This window comes from Staphylococcus coagulans (genome assembly GCF_022557135.1).
Lineage (GTDB): Bacteria > Bacillota > Bacilli > Staphylococcales > Staphylococcaceae > Staphylococcus > Staphylococcus coagulans.
Genome location: NZ_CP092966.1, coordinates 1,199,242 through 1,218,002, shown reverse-complemented (window position 1 = coordinate 1,218,002; position 18,761 = coordinate 1,199,242). Strand labels below are relative to the sequence as shown.

Here is an 18,761-nt window from a genome sequence, read left to right as displayed (position 1 = left end):
TTTTATGAAACTAATTGTTTTAATCCAAATTTAACTGCTATATCAACACTTTCAAAAGTTTCACTTTGCATCGCCTTTTCAACTTTTTTCAACTCACGCTTAGAATAGCCTAATGCTTCTAACGCCAATAGCGCTTCTTTTGCATAGTGAGATGTTTCGATAGTACCCGTTGCATTCGAAAGTAAGTCTTCATCGTTCGTTTCGGTAATGACCACTTTACCTTTTAAATCTAGTACAATTTGGCGTGCTGTCTTTTTACCGATTCCCGGAAATTTTGTTAAATACGCATCATTTTCATTTTCAATTGCGCGTTTAACTTCATTAGGCGTGCTCGCTGCTAAAATAGCTAATGCAGATTTAGGACCAATTCCAGTCACCTTTATTAAACTTAAAAACATATCTTTTTCTTCTTCATCAATAAAGCCGTATAACAATTGAGCGTCTTCTCGTACAATTAACGACGTATAAACTTTAATAGATTGATTAAGATGCTTTTGAAAACGATATGAGTTTGGGGTCTGAATTTCATATCCCACACCCGATGTTGTCTCAATGATGATGTGAGTTGGATAAAGTGCCGTTAAATTCCCAAAGATATATGCATACATCGTAACTACTCCTTATAAATTCATTCCGATAATATCTACATTATAAATATTTTCCATTTGTCTTAATGTGTTAATTAATTCATAGGGATTAATTTTCGCTTTACTCCCATCTAATGTCAGTGTAATGGATGCTTTATTATTAATAGGGACGCTTTGATGAATTGTGAGCACAGAAAGTTGAAGCTCTGACAATTTTTCAAGGATACTTGCCAGAATTCCAACCTTATCAATAACAAATAAAATAATGGTATAAGCTTCTGTACGTTTACGAACTTCATCTAATGGAAAGATAGTGTCTCTATATTTGTAGAATGCACTGCGTGAACAATCATGCATATCAACTGCTTCTTGGATTGTCAGTGATGGGTCATTTTTTAATGAGGATTTTACTTGTAGTACACGCTTCACGACGTAAGGTAAAACATCCTCACGAATAACATAAAATTGATGTTTCATACGCGCATTAGGCGCCTCCTGTTCATTATTCGACAAATTCAAACTCTCCTCCAAGAATACGTACAATATCACCATTCTCTGCACCACGCTCACGTAAAGCGTCATCGATACCCATTGAACGCATTTGTCTAGCGAAACGTCGCACTGCTGGGTCACTATTAAAGTCGGTCATTTTAAACATACGTTCTATCGCATTACCACTTACGACATAAGCACCATCATCATCTCTCGTAATTTTAAATTGATCTTGTGAAGGTGTGTGTTTATAAACAACACGATTGACACCGATATCCTCTTCTGTCGCAGAAAAATCAACATCTTTGACCTTATCAAGTGTATTCGCTATTTCATAAAGTAATTGATCAATATTTTCACGTGTATATGATGAAATTGGAATGATTTTAACCGGTTGATTAAGTTTCTTTTTAAATTGTTCCAACTGGTCATACGCTTCTGGTATATCCATTTTATTGGCAACAATGATTTGTGGACGTTCTTCTAATCGCTGGGCATAAGCTTTAAGCTCTTGATTGATAATCGTATAATCCTCATAAGGATCACGGCCTTCTAAACCGCTCATATCAATCACATGCACAATTACCTTTGTTCTTTCAACATGCCTTAAAAATTGATGTCCTAAACCGACACCTTCAGATGCTCCTTCAATCAAACCTGGTAAATCAGCCATAACAAAACTACGTTGGTCAGGCGTAACAACAACACCTAAATTAGGTTGAATGGTTGTAAAGTGATAAGCGCCAATTTTCGGTTTCGCTTTTGAAACGATTGAAAGCAGTGTTGATTTCCCAACACTTGGAAACCCGACAAGACCCACATCAGCAAGAAGCTTAAGTTCCAACGTCACTTCTATTTCTTCGCCAGGTTCACCATTCTCACTAAAATCTGGTGCCGGGTTTTTAGGCGTCGCAAAGCGTGAGTTACCACGACCTCCACGGCCTCCTTTTGCGATAACTGCACTTTGCCCATGTTCCACTAAATCAGCTAATGTTTGTTCTGTTTCAACATCTTTGACAATCGTTCCAGGCGGCACTTTTAAAACAAGATCCTCTGCATTTTTACCATGCATATTACTACTTTGACCATTTTCGCCTTTTTTAGCCTTAAAGTGTCGTTGATATCTAAAGTCCATGAGCGTGCGCAATCCTTCATCTACTTGGAAAACAACTGACGCACCACGCCCGCCATCACCACCGGCTGGCCCTCCAAAAGGAACATACTTTTCCCGGCGATATGCCGTAATACCATTCCCGCCATCACCCGCTTTTAATGATATTTTAACTTGATCTACAAACATATTTTCACCTCTTTTTCGATTTTTTGTTTTATTTTAAACGTAAGTCTCTTACTTTACGTTTGACTCTCATTTTGAAGCTATCATTATCTTTAGTTTAATCAATATAAAAAATAAACACCAGAAGTTACCTTCTGGTGTCAAAATTTGACAAATTATTCAGCAACTGCATATACAGAAACTTGTTTTTTGTCTCGACCTTTACGTTCGAATTTAACAACGCCATCGATTTTAGCGAATAATGTATCATCGCCACCACGACCTACGTTTTCACCTGGGTAAATCTTAGTTCCACGTTGACGGAATAAGATAGAACCACCAGTAACGAATTGACCGTCTGCACGTTTAGCACCTAAACGTTTAGATTCTGAGTCACGTCCGTTTTTAGTAGAACTTACCCCTTTTTTAGATGCGAAAAATTGTAAGTTTAATTTAAGCATGAGTTACACCTCACTTCAGATTTAATTTAATATACTCATTATATTCTTCTTCAATTGTTTGTAAAGAAACTAACATTGACTGGAGTATCAACTGTGCCTGCTCATTTGATGTATCAACAGATCTCACATGAAAATATCCACCGTCATCACTGTAATCAATATCTGGTCTTTCTGCAGTAAGTCCGATAATAGCATTAACGCTACCGAAAACTACTGCTGAAGCACCAGCGCAAACAATGTCTTGACCATGCTCAGCAAAGTCCGCATGACCGTCCATTATGACATCTGTTATCTGACCTTCGTCATTCAATTTAATGTCAACATTAATCATAATTAAGCGTTAATCTTATCGATTGTTAACTTAGTATATGGTTGACGATGGCCTTTTTTGCGTTTTGAATCTTTACGACGACGGTAAGTAAATACAGTGATTTTTTTACCGCGACCTTGTTTGTTTACAGTTGCAGTGACAGTTGCGCCTTCAACTGTAGGAGCGCCAACTTTAACGTTGTCTCCACCGACGAATAAAACTTTATCAAAAGTGAAAGTGTCACCTTCGTTTACGTTTAATTTTTCAACGTAAATTTCTTGACCTTCTTCAACTTTTACTTGTTTTCCACCTGTTTCAATAATAGCAAACATACTTTGCACCTCCTAATTATAAGTCACGCCATATATAGGTGACATTTTGTACTTAAAACCTATATTTGAGCGGTTGTATGTAGCTATGAACTACTCAACTACTGAATCATACCATTCGTATTACTTCGTGTCAATAGTACTTAATTGATTTATGAAGCGATTAAAAATGAAATACATAAAGATTAATAAAAGACTGTTCAGTATCAATGTAGGTAAGATACGGAAAACTAAAAATCCAAACATATTTAAATCAATTAATCCTAATAGACTATAGATGACCATGACAAAAATTTCTAAGAATATCACGCCGAGTAGAATCATGCCATAAAGCATTGTATGATCTCTGAAAAAAACTTTTAAGAATTTATCGGCAATGAGTATGGACACAATGTAACCGAATAAATAAACACCATAAACTTGACCGAAATATAAATCTTGCATAATACCTAATAAGACACCTAAAATTAATGCGGTACTTGTATTTTTATAAATCGCAATAATCATTAAAAATAAAAAGCTCAAATGTGGCACTAATATAAATGAAAAGTGACCTATTGTAATCGGTGATAAAAAGGTAAGCAACGTATCTAGATAAAACATCAATAAGCCTATAAGTACATAATAAATCGATTTCATTATGAATTGTCACCCTTATCGTTAATCACTGTTTTAGGATCTCTTTTAGCTATATAAACATGAGAAAAATGATTCATGTTTGCGCCCGTCTTAATAGAAACTTGCTTTGATAAACCATATTGATCGTTTTGAACCTTTTCGACTTCACCTACGTAAAGTCCTTTAGGCAATTGATCCCCTAAACCACTCGTTACAACTTTATCGCCCTCTTTAATATCTTCATTATTATCTATATCACTAACAATAAGTTGATTTGTTTTATCATCATAGCGATCAATTAAGCCAAACACCTCATCTGAACCATGCTGGATATTTACTGACAAACGGTTAGTACGCCCCTTTGTTGTAATTAAATTGATTTGTGACGAAAATTGATTCACTTTCGCAACACGACCGACTAAACCATTGGCTGTCATAACAGCCATATTTTCTTTAATACCAGATTTTTTTCCTTTATCAATAACAACAGTATTTAACCATTGATCCGGTTGGCGTGCAATCACACCTGCTGAAATAGGCTCATACTCTGAAATATCACTCATATCGAGTTCTTTTTTGAGTTTTTTATTTTCTGATTTAAGTCGTTCATTATCAGCTTGTAATTGTTTCTCTTTATTTGTAGGCGCTTCACTTTTATGGAATATGTCTGTAATAGATCCCGCTACAAATTGGACTGGATAAGAGAAAATACGTTGCCCGAAAGAAATGGTATCACTTGCATATTGTTCAGGAACCGATTGGGTATTTGATCTGATAGATAATCCAACTAAAGCGATAAAAAGTATTAGTGCACAAAACAACACAACGAGTTTGTTGTTTTTAAAAAAATTGGACAACCTCAACACCTCATATTATATGTAAATATATTACTGCTCCTATTTTATATTACTCTTGTTAGTAAATAAAGTACAAGGGTGTGTTGTAATAACATCATTATGATTTTCGAATATGATAACTTGAATGATACTATGATTTTCAAATTAAAATTGGTCTATTTCAAGCAAAGGTCACGTGTATTTGTACGTTTAAAACAAAAAACGCCGAAAATGTAAGGCATTAAGCTTACCCTTTCGGCGTATCTCTCAATTAGAATGTGATAACTTATCACTGAGTTACAAAATGATAGTTAAAATCTCATGCAGTTAACTGAAGATTGATCTGTAGTTATTCTTACTGACGTTGCCCTTTTGAATGTTGATCCTCTTGATCTTCTTTGTAGAGGATTTCATTTTTACGCCATTCAGAAAATAATCTTTGTGCTTTTCGCTGCTCGTTTTGTTGTTTTGCATGATTAGTTTTCATTTTTACCACTCCTCTATGAGATTTCACAATCACAGCCTAACGTAAATAGACTCTGTTTTCAAACTTGCTACCATCGAGAACTTTTAATCAGCTTCATCTTGCTGATAAGCTTCTAAGGGTTGCAAAGATATCGGATGCCCAAGCTGATTTAAATCGTCATACAAATCGTGCTCCGTTGTGTAAATTCGCATATTCTTCTCACCGAAACGGTACAAAATAAATTGGGAATCTCTTTCAGCTATTAAATATTCTTGATCATAACCAAGACGAGACATATCATTGACTTGCATAAATTCGTATTTATCTACCCAATTAAAAACATTTCTCATCTGACTCTTGGGAACATTTCTAAACATGTCATTTTCTTGTTGAACATATTTTCGACCATTCACTGGGATTTCATATCCTTCATTATCAACCGTTTGATAAACTTCTTTATCTTTCATTGGATTCCACGGTTCATTTTTAATCTGAGGAAAATACTTTAATGCAGTAAAAACGAGGGCTAAAAATAAAAAGACAACCATGAGTAGTTTGAATAAGCTTTTAAAAATCCGCATGCATGCCCTCCACTATATTTTCATTATATTCATCTTACTTCATTCATTGTATTATCATTATAATGGCTTTATTTGATTTTAGCATCCATCTTAAGCATGAAATAAATATAACTTTAGAATGATGCTATTTTCATACAAAACGATTATTATAGAGATATAGGGAGTGACATTGATGAGTATTCTCACATTATTTTTAATTATATTATTGATCGTTTTGCTATTCAGAGTCAGTATTACAATAATAAGATTTATAATAAAAGTAGGATTAGTTGTATTAGCCTTATATTTATGTTATAAATTTGGTACGTGGCTTATTGGAAATTTTCAACTTTAGTAACAAAAGGCTCATGCAATGTTGCATGAGCCTTTTGTCTTTATAAGTCAATCTCGCTTAAAATAGATACATAGTTGCTATCCCCTACAATAATGTGATCAAGCACATCAATCCCCATCGCTTCTCCACATCCAATCAGTCTTTTAGTCGTTTCAATATCTGCTTTAGATGGCGTAACATCTCCAGAAGGATGATTATGTAGTACAATAATGGCATGCGCCGACCATTTTAAAGCTGTTTTAAAAATTTCTCTTGGATGAATGACTGCACTATTCAATGTACCGATAAACAAAGTTTGCTCGTGAATAATTTGATGCTTTGTGTTTAATATAATAAGAACAAAATGCTCTTGATGACATCCATTAAACTTGGGATAAAAACGTTCCGCTATTTGTTGTGGTGTACGTATTGGTTCTGATAGTGTACGTGTTTTTTCTTGTGCTAACCGCTGGCATATTTCAAATACAGATAAAAGTGTGACAGCTTTATTTCTCCCAATCCCTTCAAATGATTCCAATTCTGCTAAAGATAAATTCTTGATTTGTGACAGTGACTGGCATTGAGACAATATATTAGAAGCAATATCTATACTAGATTGCCCTCTGCTCCCTGTATTTATTAAAATTGCTAGTAGTTCAGTGTTGGATAATGCTTGACTACCAAATTGTATTAAACGTTCTTTAGGTTTTTCATCAATTGATAAATCACGTATTCTTGTCATAGAATACCTCCGTAAAAATTAATTAAGTGAGGATAAAACGAGGTGATCAATATAAATGATACAAATATAGAAGGAACTAATGGTATACAATGTGTCATTTTTGATTTTAATAAAAGTGTGAGCAGGTAAAAGAAACATCCGACTGGAAAAATCAACTCTAAAAATAAATATAAAAAAGGCATTGGGAAAAAGAAAATCATCACAAGGCATAATTTTATATCACCAAAACCGATTAAATGGTTTTGAATGAGGCCTATAAAAAAGAGTGATAAAAATAAAATAACATGTTGTAAATCAACATAGAGGTGATGCGATAAATAAAGCAGAAGAACAAAAAGTAAAACTAAAAAGCGATGTTGGACAATCATACTATGTAAATCAATCACTCCAATTGTTAAAAGCATCAGTCCAACTGCATAAAATATTTCAGTTGATACATAAATGGGAAAGATTGTAGGATAGACGAGCAATATCCCTCCCAGTAATTCTCCAATTAAAAGCGATCTAGGAATTGGCTGGCTACAATAGCGGCAACGTCCACTGAAAAGTACGAAGCTAACTATCGGTATGAGATCCGTCATTTTAAGTTGATGAAAGCAATGGATACATCGTGACCTTTTAATTAAATGCTTTATTTTCAGGTTAGGATGTTCGGCAAATTGAAGTAAAAAACTCATAGAAATACAGCCAACAAGAAATAGCGTAAAATACTGCAATTAAGCACCTCGTATCTAAGAATTTACGAAACGTGTCAACTCTAGGCGTCAACATTTGAGTGTCATCATTATAGCGTGTCGTTATTTCAAGGGTCAAATTTGCAAAAATGAAATATAGCGTACCTAAACTAAGCAAATTGAAAAAACCATTTCATAAACAGGCAATACACATTAACCTGCTATGAAATGGCTTATTTTTATGCGTTAAATGCAATTTTAGATTTAATTTCACTAATGAAATAAAGGCTACCCGTAATAAGTAATGCCTCACCTTTATATTCGCGAATAAATGCGACAAAGTCATCCACGATCGATTTGTTTCCGAACTCAACTTCATCATATAATGTTTGTTTCGGTAAAGCTTTTGGAAAATCAAACCCTGTGACATAAATATGCTTAGCAATATTTTGAAAAGCATCAAGCATATGATGGATGGGTTTGCCTTCAATGGCAGCAAATAATACATCTACTTTTTCTAAATCATAATATTTTTCGATTGTGTCGACCAATGCATCCACACTTTCTTTATTGTGTGCACCATCAATAATGATGAGTGGCTCTTCTGAAACTTGCTCAATACGACCTGTCCAATAAGCTTGCTCAATGCCATCAATCATTTTGTTGAAATCCAAATTGATGACATTTTGCTCATATAATTCTATCAAAGCTGTTATGACGAGTGAGGCATTTTCTTTTTGATGCTCTCCAAGCATATGAAGCGCTAGATTTTCTAATTCATAGTCTTTATAGCGATAAGTAAATTCATCCCCTTCAGACTTAATTAAAATATCACGATCAAATTCTAATGCTTTTGCGTTCAGTCTCTCTGCTGTATCGCGAAAAAGTTTTAAAGCCTCTTCGTTTTTGATCGCGTAAACAATTGGGGTGTTGGCTTTTATGATTGCAGATTTGTCTTTAGCAATGTCAAGATACGTTTGTCCAAGAATATCGGTATGGTCTAAACCAATACTCGTTAAGATGCTAATCAGCGGTTGGATAACATTTGTAGAATCATTTTTAACACCTAAGCCTGCTTCCACAATAACAAAGTCGACAGGATGTACTGCTCCGAAATATAAATACATCATCGTTGTAATAATTTCGAATTCAGTTGCTACACCCAATTCAGTTTCTTTGTCCATTGCTTCACTTACAGGTTTAACACGTTCAACTAATGCTACAATTTCATCGTTCGTAATGGGTATACCATTTAAACTAATTCGTTCATTGAAAGTCTCTATATAAGGCGACGTAAATGTACCCACTTGGTAATCGTTTTTCATTAATGCTTCACGCATGTATGCTACAGTAGAGCCTTTACCATTAGTCCCACCAATATGAATAGCGTTAATACGGTGTTGAGGGTTTCCCAGTCTTTCGAGCATCCATTCCATACGTTTTACGCCAGGCTTAATACCGAATTTAGTTCTTTCATGTATCCAATATAAACTGTCTAGATAATTCATAACTAAGACTCCTACGCTTTTAATTGTTCAATTCTTGCTTTAACACCATCATATTTTTCTTGGTATTTGACTTGTTTCTCTTTCTCTTCATTAATAATTTTTTCCGGCGCTTTATTAACAAAGTTTTCATTTGCTAGTTTTTTATTGACACGATCTAATTCTTTTTGCCATTTTTCTAGGTCTTTTTCTAAACGCTCTAATTCTTTATCCATATCAATTAAACCTTCAATTGGTAAAATGACTTCACCTGCTGCAACGATAGATGTCATTGCTTTATCAGGAATTTCGATTTGAGTGGCAATCTCGAGTTCACTCGGATTACAGAAGCGTTGTAAATAGTGTTGGTTTGCTAACAATAACTGTTGAATTTTTTCATTTTTCGCTTTAATTTTAATCGGAATTTCTTTTGATAATGGTGTGTTTACTTCTAAACGAGACTGACGTACAGATTTAATAATTTCAACTAATTGTTCCATAACGTCTTTACTCTCTTCGAAATTAAACGCATCATTAACTGTTGGCCACGCACTTGTCACTATAGACTCACCTTCATGTGGCAAGTTTTGCCAAATATGTTCTGTTACGAATGGCATGAATGGATGTAACAGGCGCATCATGCGATCTAAAGTATAACTTAACACTGAGCGTGTTACGTTTTTCTGTACTTCGTCGTCACCATTCATTGGTATTTTACTCATTTCAATATACCAGTCACAAAACTCATCCCAAATAAAATTATACAATACACGGCCAACTTCGCCAAACTCGTATTTATCACTTAATTGAGTCACTGTTTCGATTGTTTCATTTAAACGAGTCAAAATCCACTGATCTGCTACTGATAGATTTTGAGATAAATCGATATCTTCAAAACGGAATGTTTCACCAATATTCATTAAACTAAATCGAGCAGCATTCCATATCTTGTTAATAAAGTTCCAAACTGACTCTACTTTTTCAGTTGAATAGCGTAAATCATGCCCCGGTGAAGATCCTGTGGCTAAGAAATAACGAAGACTGTCTGCACCATATTGATCAATGACATCCATTGGGTCAACACCATTACCTAAAGATTTACTCATTTTACGCCCATCTTCTGCGCGTACTAGTCCATGTAATAATACATCACTAAATGGCTTTTCACCTGTAAACTCTAAACCTTGGAAGATCATACGTGCTACCCAGAAGAAAATAATATCATATCCTGTTACTAGTACTTGTGTTGGATAAAATCTTTGATAATCTTCAGCTGTTTCGTCAGGCCACCCAAGTGTAGAAAAAGGCCATAACGCACTAGAAAACCAAGTATCTAATACATCCTCATCTTGTGTCCAATTTTCAATGTCTTCAGGCGCATTTTCACCAACATAAATCTCACCTGTTTCATTGTGATACCAAGCAGGTATTTGATGTCCCCACCAAAGTTGACGAGAAATAGTCCAATCTCTTATTTCTTCCATCCAACGGTTAAAAGTTTTTTCAAAACGTGCAGGAACGAATTCGATTCGTCCATCTGTTTTTTGATTATTCAAAGCTTGTTCTGCTAATGGTGCCATTTTAACGAACCATTGTGTCGATAAATAAGGTTCAACAACAGCACCCGAACGTTCAGAATGTCCAACTGAATGTACGTGATCATCGATTTTAATTACAAGTCCTTGATCCAACAAATCTTTAACGAGTTGTTTACGACATTCAAAGCGATCTAGACCAGCGTATTTCCCTGCTTCTTGATTCATACATCCAGATTCATCCATTACGACAATACGTTCTAAGTCATGACGATTCCCAATTTCAAAGTCATTTGGATCATGTGCAGGTGTCACCTTCATTGCCCCGCTTCCAAATTCTTGGTCAACATATTCATCAGCTAAAACAGGAATCTCACGGCCAACAATTGGTAAAATAACATTTTTACCGATAACTTCTTTGTAACGCGCATCATCGGGATGTACAACGATTGCAGTATCGCCTAGCATCGTTTCTGGACGTGTCGTTGCAATTTCAATATACCCTTCACCATCCGCAAACGGATATTTAAAATGATAGAATTTACCATTAACATCTTCGTGAATGACTTCAATGTCAGATAGTGCTGTTTTCGCTACAGGGTCCCAGTTAATGATACGTTCACCACGGTAAATTAATCCTTTCTTATACATATCAACAAATACTTTACGTACCGCTTGACTTAAACCAGAGTCGAGTGTGAATCTCTCTCTCGAATAATCTAAGCCAAGTCCGAGTTTAGCCCATTGTTGACGTATAAAATCGGCATATTCTTCTTTCCAATCCCACGCTTTTTCTAAAAACTTTTCTCTGCCAATATCATGTCTCGAAATGCCTTCTTCTCGCATTTTTGCTTCAACTTTTGCTTGTGTCGCAATTCCAGCATGATCCATACCAGGTAAATAAAGGGTTTCATAACCTTGCATTCGTTTCATACGTGTTAAAATATCTTGCAATGTCGTATCCCAAGCATGTCCTAAATGTAATTTTCCAGTTACATTCGGCGGTGGAATAACAATTGTATATGTGGGTTGTTCTGAATTTTGATTAGGTTTAAATAACTCTTGTTCTACCCATTTTTGATATCGACCCGCCTCAACTTCTTGCGGGTCATATTTTGGTTTCATTTCCATAAGAATCCTCCTTCAAATAAAAAAACATCCTGTCCTAATCATAGGACGGATGTTCCGCGGTACCACCTAAATTCAATAATGCGTACGCACTATTGCACTCTTACGATTAACGCTCATAACACGCTTTAACCTACTTTACTTTCAGCTAAAGTTCAACGTGGGCTACCTTCAATAACGTCTTTTATGTACTCTCAGCAAACGTACACTCTCTAAAAAAAGACAACCATCTACTCTTCCCAAATTCTACTATTAATTTAATTCTTATAGTATACTGAAACGACAATGAAGTCAATACAAGGAGGTATAAAAACGTGAATCCCTGTGCATTCGGTAGTCAAGATCCAGTATATATCGATTATCATGATCACTTTTGGGGAAAGCCATTATATGATTCTCGCGCACTATTTGAACTTCTAGCATTAGAATCCCAACATGCAGGTTTATCTTGGCTAACAATACTCAAAAAGAAAGATGCTTACAAATCAGCATTTTATCAATTTGATCCATATAAAATTGCACAAATGACATCATCAGATATCGATCAATTGATGTCATTCCCTAATATCATACATCATCGTAAAAAGTTAGAAGCAATCGTTTTTCAAGCCAAAGGTTTTATTGAAATTGAAAAAGACTATGAAAGCTTTAGTCATTTTATATGGTCATTTGTTAATGGTGCGCCCATTGATTTTCAATATGAAACCGTTGAAGCGCGTATTACAGTGAACGATACATCCAAGAAATTGTCAAAGTCACTGAAAGAATACGGGTTTCAATTTATCGGTCCTGTAACTGCGTTTTCTTTTATGGAAGCTGCTGGCCTTTATAATAGCCATTTGATTTCTTGTCCGAACCGTTAACACATATATGAATATGAAATCAATAAAATACGAAAAAAGGATAGCAGTCACGTTAAAAAGTGTGATTGCTATCCCTTTTGAATGAATAAAATGAATTAATTTACATTAAGACGTACTTCTTTTATTTTTACGATCTTGATATTTAAATATAAAACTGATTAACGGTGCAATCAGAAAGAGTATGAAGAATATACGGAAAATATGATAGCTTGAAATCATAGCGACATCTCCACCGGTATCTAATGCGACTAATACAATTTGACTCATTCCCCCAGGTGCTGCACTTAAAAACAGATTATTAATCGACGCTGGATTAAATAAATGAATCAAAATGACCATTAAAAGTGTACCAAATATAAGTAAAATATTTTGATACGCAATTGCGACTGCAATTCTGCCTTTAAGTTGCCCAGTTAAATGCGCAATTTGAATACCTACACGAATCATATAGATAATTTGAGCTCCTGCAATAATTGGCGCATCAAGCGTAAAAGTCCGTTCAGTTACCATATTCCAAACTATAAGCACTAAAATAGGTGCAAGTAACATTTTTGTTGGAAAGTGAATCCACTTCATCAGAATATAAACAACACAAATACCTAATCCAATGATTAAAATATCCTTGAATGTTAAAACTTCAGTTAACAGGTGCATTTGTTGCATTTCTTTTTGACTACCGTTTGCATCTTTAAAGAAATATGAGATAAACGGAACTAAAATAACAACAAATATAATACGTGACGTTTGTGTCAGGCTGACAACAAGTATATCTGTGCGCTTGTTTTCTTCGGCCATCACAAGCATCTGGCTTAATGCACCTGGTATGACACTTAATAAAGCTGTTTCTCTATTGACCTTCGCAATTTTTCTAAAGCCTATAGAAACAATAAGAGACAAAACAAGTAACAAGACGCTCACTAATATAATTGAAAACCAATCATTTTTAATATCATCGATTACAGTTTTTGTAAAAGATGTCCCAATTTGAACGCCCAACATGATAAGTCCAAATTCGCTTAGCCATTGTGGCCAATTCACTTCTAACTTCAAAACTTTAATCACAAATAAACTGGCAAGTATCGGTCCAAACATCCATGGCAACATTAAATGGAGTCGTAATAATATAAGGCCAAAAATGATTGAGAGTCCAAGTACAATGAAATTATTAATGTGGTGTTTTCGTATCATGGTCCCTCCTATCATTTAAAGCACTTTTGTTTTTAATGATCATAAACAATAAAACTGGCATTTTATTGTTTATAGTACTTATAGTTATAAAAATTAATCCCATATTTATTCAGTTACTTTTGTAATTCGCTCTAAAGCTGTATCAAATGCTTTTAAAGTGTGTTGAATATCATCTTTTGTATGCGCTGTTGATAAAAACATACCTTCAAATTGTGATGGAGGTAAAAAGATACCTTGTTCTGCAAGCTCACGATAAAGAACGCGGAATAATTCAAGGTCTGAAGCATTTGCTTCCTTAAAATTCGTAACAGGGCCTTCATTTAAGAAAAATCCTATCATTGAACCTGCTCTGTTAACAGTTAATGGAATACTATAGCGATTAAAGATTTCTTTAAGTCCCTCTTCTAACATATCACCTAATTGATTAAAGTAGTCATAACTTTCTGGTGTCAATTGACTTAATGTCATGTAACCACTTGTCATTGCTAGAGGGTTTCCTGAGAGTGTCCCTGCTTGGTAAATATCACCACTTGGCGCGATATGATCCATAATCTCTTTACGACCACCAAATGCACCAACAGGTAAGCCGCCACCAATAACCTTACCTAAACATGTTAAATCAGGTATTACATCAAAATAACCTTGTGCACAATTGTATCCTACTCGAAAGCCTGTCATGACTTCATCAAAAATAAGTAATGCATCATTTTCTTGTGTGATGTCACGTAAACCTTGTAAGAAATCATTAATAGGCGGCACTACGCCCATATTACCTGATACAGGTTCTACGATAACTGCTGCAATATCATCACCATATTGTTCAAAAGCATAACGAACCGCATCTAGATCATTATAAGGAACGGTAATTGTATTTTTAGCTGTCCCTTCAGGCACCCCAGGAGAATCGGGCAAGCCTAGTGTTGCTACACCAGATCCTGCTTTGATTAACAGAGAATCACTATGACCATGATAATTACCCTCAAACTTGATAATTTTATTTTTACCTGTATATCCGCGGGCAAGTCGCAATGTATCTAACGTTGCTTCGGTACCAGAAGAAACCATGCGAACCTTTTCAATTGATGGTACACGTTCAATCACAAGTTCAGCAAGACGATTTTCTTCCAATGTCGAAGCGCCGAAACTTGTTCCACGGTCAACGACTTTGTGAATTTCTTCAATAACTTTCGGGTCGCGATGTCCTAAAATTAATGGGCCCCAACTTAAAACGTAATCAATATATTCGTTTCCGTCTATATCATAGATACGGCTTCCTTCGCCGTGATCCATAAAAATAGCGGGTGTATCTACAGATTTAAAAGCACGAACTGGACTATTCACACCGCCTGGCATGAGTTTTTCTGCTTTTTCAAAAGCTTTAATTGATTCACTATAACGCATGACGTGACCTCCTTTTATTCCTTATCTAAATATTGACAGATATCTTTAGCGAAATAAGTAATAATCATATCAGCACCTGCACGCTTCATAGAAATCATTTGTTCCATAACGACTTTTTCTTCATCAATCCAACCATTTAAAGCTGCTGCTTTTGTCATACTATACTCACCACTTACATTGTACGCCACAATTGGAACATTACTATGATTTCTAACATCTCGAATAATATCTAAATAGCTGAGTGCAGGTTTAACAATCATCATATCGGCACCTTCTTTAAGGTCAGATTCCAATTCTCGAAGTGCTTCTAGGCGGTTTGCAGGATCCATTTGATATGTCTTTCTATCTCCAAAAGAAGGTGCTGATTCTGCAGCATCTCTAAATGGACCGAAAAAGCTAGATGCGTATTTAATGCCATAACTCATAATTGGTATATTTTGGTATCCGGCTTTATCGAGCCCTTCACGTATAGCAATAACAAAGCCATCCATCATATTGCTTGGTGCAATTATATCAGCACCCGCTTCCACTTGAGAAATCGCAGTTTTCACTAATAAAGGTAAAGTTTTATCATTATCTACATCGTGTGTATGAGGGTCAATTAAACCGCAGTGGCCATGATCCGTATACTCACATAGACAAGTATCTGCGAGTATTAATAAGTCTTTATACATTGATTTAGCAATTCGTGTCGCTTTTTGTATCACACCATCTTCAACGTAAGCCCCTGTACCACAGCTATCTTTTTCATTAGGAATACCGAAAAACATGATTGCACGAATTCCAAAATCATATGCAGCTTGAATTTCTTCATGTAATAAATTCAAACTAATTTGATAAACGCCGGGTAAAGATTTAATTTCTGTTTTAACATCATCTTTTTCGACAACAAAAATAGGATAAATTAAATCTTCTTTTCTTAGATGTGTTTCTCTTACCATATCACGCATTGTACGTGATGATCTTAAACGTCTATGTCTATCAAATTCCATTATAAAACCCTCATTTCTATTATTTTATCCACAATTGATTCTAAAGTTTGAATTTGAGCAGTGCAACAATTGTTGCCATAGCTTTTGATTGCATTAGCGGTTTGTTTGCCTATAGCAAAGTAGTGACCAAAATGACGAGGTTGGTACTGCTGAAAAAAAGCATTTGCAGCTGAAGCGCTTGCAAACGTCACTGCATCAACAGCATTTTGATGAATACGATTATAAGCTTCATCAATATTTTGTTGTACTGGATGTGGTTGATAAAGATCAATTTTATGAACTTGACAACCTCTCATTTCAAGCGTTTGTTGTAACAACGGTCGTGCTAACTTGCTGGACGGCAAAAGGATTTGTAGTCCACTGACTACTGGGAATTCTTTTAAAAAGCCCTCTTGAGAATAGTCAGATGGATAAAAGTGGACATCTAAATGATTAGATTCACAAAATGCCTTCGTTTTTTGCCCAATGACTGCAAGATGGCGATAATTTAGTTGCTCCATATAAGGTAAAAAGTATCGAACAGCATTTTGAGAAGTCAAAATGAGCCAGTCGTAGTGCGTATCTAACAAGTGCGTATCAAAAGATAAAGTTTGCATCTCTACAAATGGCAAATGTTGAATTTCAACTCGCTCATCTACATACGGCTTTGTTTGTGTCATCACTACGACTGGCTTCATTTTATACACCTTCTTTATTCTTCGTTTAATGCTGCTATAATTTGATCTGCACCTTGGGCTTTTAATGTTTGACTCACTTTATTTCCCAATACAACAGGTTGATCCCCTATTTCAGTGTGCTCAAAGCGTTGTGTACCATCTGGTGACATGATTAAACCTGTAAAATGGATACGTTGTTTGTCATCTTTATACGCATAGCCACCAATTGGGACTTGGCAACTTCCATTCATTTCCTTCAAGAATGTACGTTCTGCAGCAACACAGTCAGCCACATCTTGATTATGTACCTTAGCAAGCAATGCCAATAATTCATAATCGTCTGATCGACACTCAATACCCAGTGCACCTTGACCAATCGCTGGAACAAGTTGTCCGTTATCAAGGTAAGACGTGACGATATCGTCAGACCAACCCATTCGTTTTAAACCTGCTGCAGCTAAAATAATCGCATCATAATCCTCTGAATGGAGCTTCTTTAATCGCGTATCGATATTGCCTCTTATCCATTTAATCTCGAGTTTTGGGTATTTCGCTAAAATTTGTGCACCACGTCGCAGTGAACTAGTACCAATAATACTACCATCAGGCAACTCATTGAGTGGCACATGATTTTTAGCGATATAAGCATCAAAAGGATTCTCTCGATCCGGGATACACCCTAATGTAAGACCTTCAGGTAATTCACTAGGTACATCCTTTAACGAGTGTATCGCAAAGTCGATTTGATGATTAAATAATTCATTTTGAATTTCTTTTACAAATAAGCCTTTGCCACCTACTTTTGATAACTGTCTATCGACTATTTGATCGCCTTTAGTTACAATTTCTTTAATTTCAATATCCAAATCAGGCTCAATTGCTTTTAAACGATCGATAAACTGTTGACTTTGGGTAAGCGCAAGTTGGCTTCTTCTTGAACCGACAATTAGTTTACGCATTGAGTTTTCCTCCAATAAAAATTCGTTACACACCTGTCCATTGATGGAACGTTGATAATTGAGTGACGACAATCAAGTTAAACATACAGCCTAAAAATAACATAATATTCAACTGAATTAAAAAGTATTGCTTAAATCGATGTGTGAGTCGTAAAGCAATAAATATAGAATAAGCCACAAAAATAATTAATGATGAGATAACTTTCAAATCGGCGAAAATATGGAAACCGATTGAATTCATTCCCCATAATATTCCTAATAACAAGCTTATAAACATAATGATTGTGCCAACAAGAGAACTGTAAAATACAATTTTTTCAAGTGTTCCGATACTACTTATTCGAAAATAATTTTGATTAAAACGCTTTTGTTTTAAATTACGATATTGAATCAAATAGATGATTGCATTTACAAATGCAACTGCAAAGATCACATAGCTTAGTAAAGCGAGTGATATATGGAAAACAAGGAGCTCATTCATGACTGTGAGTCGCGTTCCGCCCATTTTAAATTGTTGTGGATGAAACGTATGAATGGTCATAAAGATAAAACCAATTACATTTAAAAATGCAATCATAAAGTCAGATTGTCGCATCACTGACATAATGAAAGTAATTGTCAGTATTAACCACGTTAAAACATAAAAACTCTCTACTAGAGATGTTAACGGCAGTTGTTTTTGCCATGTAATAAACATAGTTAAAGAGACTGTTTGACAAAACCAAACAATCCCTAATGCATAAAAACCAATATTTTGCACACGATAATTTTTTTGGAACACGTCTATAATTAAACAAACCATGCTCACTAAATAAATCAATAATATTATTTCATGAAACCGTATAAAAAAGGTCTCTTCCATAGCATCAC

At 35.1% G+C, this 18,761-nt stretch carries 22 protein-coding genes and 2 other annotated features; of the genes, 2 read left to right on the top strand and 20 right to left on the bottom strand.

Going from position 1 to position 18,761, the window contains the following annotated elements:
* Positions 1–2 precede the first annotated feature (2 nt).
* The 10 genes from ruvA to KM149_RS05695 form a co-directional block, all read right to left on the bottom strand.
* Complete coding sequence (gene ruvA, locus KM149_RS05735) at positions 3–608, bottom strand: Holliday junction branch migration protein RuvA (RefSeq protein ID WP_050330733.1); 606 nt, start codon at positions 606–608, stop codon at positions 3–5.
* Positions 609–620: 12 nt separating this feature from the next.
* Positions 621–1,064 carry an ACT domain-containing protein gene (locus KM149_RS05730; protein WP_165545638.1) on the bottom strand — a complete coding sequence of 148 codons (444 nt, stop codon included), beginning with the start codon at positions 1,062–1,064 and terminating at the stop codon, positions 621–623.
* 25 nt (positions 1,065–1,089) lie between these two features.
* Positions 1,090–2,379 (bottom strand): GTPase ObgE, encoded by a 1,290-nt coding sequence (obgE, locus tag KM149_RS05725; protein WP_214970009.1) that lies wholly within the window; start codon positions 2,377–2,379, stop codon positions 1,090–1,092.
* A gap of 152 nt (positions 2,380–2,531) precedes the next feature.
* On the bottom strand, positions 2,532–2,816 hold the full coding sequence (gene rpmA, locus KM149_RS05720) for a 50S ribosomal protein L27 (RefSeq protein WP_014613716.1): 285 nt from the start codon (positions 2,814–2,816) through the stop codon (positions 2,532–2,534).
* Positions 2,817–2,826: 10 nt separating this feature from the next.
* Positions 2,827–3,147 carry a ribosomal-processing cysteine protease Prp gene (locus KM149_RS05715; RefSeq protein WP_050330730.1) on the bottom strand — a complete coding sequence of 107 codons (321 nt, stop codon included), beginning with the start codon at positions 3,145–3,147 and terminating at the stop codon, positions 2,827–2,829.
* A gap of 2 nt (positions 3,148–3,149) precedes the next feature.
* Positions 3,150–3,458 carry a 50S ribosomal protein L21 gene (rplU, locus tag KM149_RS05710; protein ID WP_016425278.1) on the bottom strand — a complete coding sequence of 103 codons (309 nt, stop codon included), beginning with the start codon at positions 3,456–3,458 and terminating at the stop codon, positions 3,150–3,152.
* An 11-nt stretch (positions 3,459–3,469) separates the two neighbouring features.
* Positions 3,470–3,543 (bottom strand) — a sequence feature (ribosomal protein L21 leader region).
* A 35-nt stretch (positions 3,544–3,578) separates the two neighbouring features.
* The gene (gene mreD / locus KM149_RS05705; RefSeq protein ID WP_050330729.1) at positions 3,579–4,094 is read right to left on the bottom strand and encodes a rod shape-determining protein MreD; all 516 of its coding nucleotides are present in this window, start codon (positions 4,092–4,094) and stop codon (positions 3,579–3,581) included.
* Positions 4,094–4,930: a rod shape-determining protein MreC gene (mreC, locus tag KM149_RS05700; RefSeq protein ID WP_050330728.1), complete on the bottom strand. Its 837-nt coding sequence runs from the start codon at positions 4,928–4,930 to the stop codon at positions 4,094–4,096. The genes mreD and mreC overlap by 1 nt, the downstream gene beginning before the upstream one ends.
* 334 nt (positions 4,931–5,264) lie before the next feature.
* Entirely contained in the window at positions 5,265–5,396 is a 132-nt protein-coding gene (locus KM149_RS11955) for a hypothetical protein (RefSeq protein ID WP_268768020.1), read from the bottom strand.
* Between the two features lie 83 nt (positions 5,397–5,479).
* Complete coding sequence (locus KM149_RS05695; RefSeq protein ID WP_050330727.1) at positions 5,480–5,956, bottom strand: DUF4930 family protein; 477 nt, start codon at positions 5,954–5,956, stop codon at positions 5,480–5,482.
* A gap of 172 nt (positions 5,957–6,128) precedes the next feature.
* On the opposite strand from KM149_RS05695, the gene KM149_RS05690 reads away from it, so the two are divergent.
* Entirely contained in the window at positions 6,129–6,290 is a 162-nt protein-coding gene (locus KM149_RS05690) for a hypothetical protein (protein WP_241415567.1), read from the top strand.
* Between the two features lie 40 nt (positions 6,291–6,330).
* On the opposite strand, the gene radC is transcribed toward KM149_RS05690, so the two are convergent.
* The 4 genes from radC to KM149_RS05670 form a co-directional block, all read right to left on the bottom strand.
* Positions 6,331–7,011: a RadC family protein gene (gene radC / locus KM149_RS05685; protein WP_050330726.1), complete on the bottom strand. Its 681-nt coding sequence runs from the start codon at positions 7,009–7,011 to the stop codon at positions 6,331–6,333.
* On the bottom strand, positions 7,008–7,727 hold the full coding sequence (locus tag KM149_RS05680) for a prepilin peptidase (RefSeq protein ID WP_182280290.1): 720 nt from the start codon (positions 7,725–7,727) through the stop codon (positions 7,008–7,010). The genes radC and KM149_RS05680 overlap by 4 nt, the downstream gene beginning before the upstream one ends.
* A 197-nt stretch (positions 7,728–7,924) precedes the next feature.
* Positions 7,925–9,193, bottom strand: coding sequence for a bifunctional folylpolyglutamate synthase/dihydrofolate synthase (locus KM149_RS05675; RefSeq protein WP_165545558.1), 1,269 nt, complete (start codon positions 9,191–9,193; stop codon positions 7,925–7,927).
* An 11-nt stretch (positions 9,194–9,204) separates the two neighbouring features.
* A complete protein-coding gene (locus tag KM149_RS05670; protein ID WP_241415566.1) occupies positions 9,205–11,835 on the bottom strand; it encodes a valine--tRNA ligase in 2,631 nt (876 codons plus the stop codon).
* A gap of 38 nt (positions 11,836–11,873) precedes the next feature.
* Positions 11,874–12,088: a binding site (T-box leader), on the bottom strand.
* A 58-nt stretch (positions 12,089–12,146) separates the two neighbouring features.
* Here KM149_RS05670 and KM149_RS05665 point away from each other — a divergent pair.
* Positions 12,147–12,695 (top strand): DNA-3-methyladenine glycosylase I, encoded by a 549-nt coding sequence (locus KM149_RS05665; protein ID WP_165545560.1) that lies wholly within the window; start codon positions 12,147–12,149, stop codon positions 12,693–12,695.
* 105 nt (positions 12,696–12,800) lie between these two features.
* Here the strand turns inward: KM149_RS05665 and KM149_RS05660 are convergent, their stop codons facing one another.
* The 6 genes from KM149_RS05660 to KM149_RS05635 form a co-directional block, all read right to left on the bottom strand.
* Positions 12,801–13,883, bottom strand: coding sequence for an AbrB family transcriptional regulator (locus tag KM149_RS05660; protein WP_165545561.1), 1,083 nt, complete (start codon positions 13,881–13,883; stop codon positions 12,801–12,803).
* 105 nt (positions 13,884–13,988) lie between these two features.
* On the bottom strand, positions 13,989–15,284 hold the full coding sequence (hemL, locus tag KM149_RS05655) for a glutamate-1-semialdehyde 2,1-aminomutase (protein WP_241415565.1): 1,296 nt from the start codon (positions 15,282–15,284) through the stop codon (positions 13,989–13,991).
* Positions 15,285–15,298: 14 nt separating this feature from the next.
* Complete coding sequence (gene hemB, locus KM149_RS05650) at positions 15,299–16,276, bottom strand: porphobilinogen synthase (RefSeq protein WP_165545563.1); 978 nt, start codon at positions 16,274–16,276, stop codon at positions 15,299–15,301.
* Positions 16,276–16,953 (bottom strand): uroporphyrinogen-III synthase, encoded by a 678-nt coding sequence (locus KM149_RS05645; RefSeq protein WP_060829793.1) that lies wholly within the window; start codon positions 16,951–16,953, stop codon positions 16,276–16,278. The genes hemB and KM149_RS05645 overlap by 1 nt, the downstream gene beginning before the upstream one ends.
* A 14-nt stretch (positions 16,954–16,967) precedes the next feature.
* Positions 16,968–17,891 (bottom strand): hydroxymethylbilane synthase, encoded by a 924-nt coding sequence (gene hemC, locus KM149_RS05640; protein ID WP_214970026.1) that lies wholly within the window; start codon positions 17,889–17,891, stop codon positions 16,968–16,970.
* A 25-nt stretch (positions 17,892–17,916) separates the two neighbouring features.
* Positions 17,917–18,753, bottom strand: a complete 837-nt coding sequence (locus KM149_RS05635) for a cytochrome C assembly family protein (protein WP_050330715.1) — start codon at positions 18,751–18,753, stop codon at positions 17,917–17,919.
* Positions 18,754–18,761: the final 8 nt, after the last annotated feature.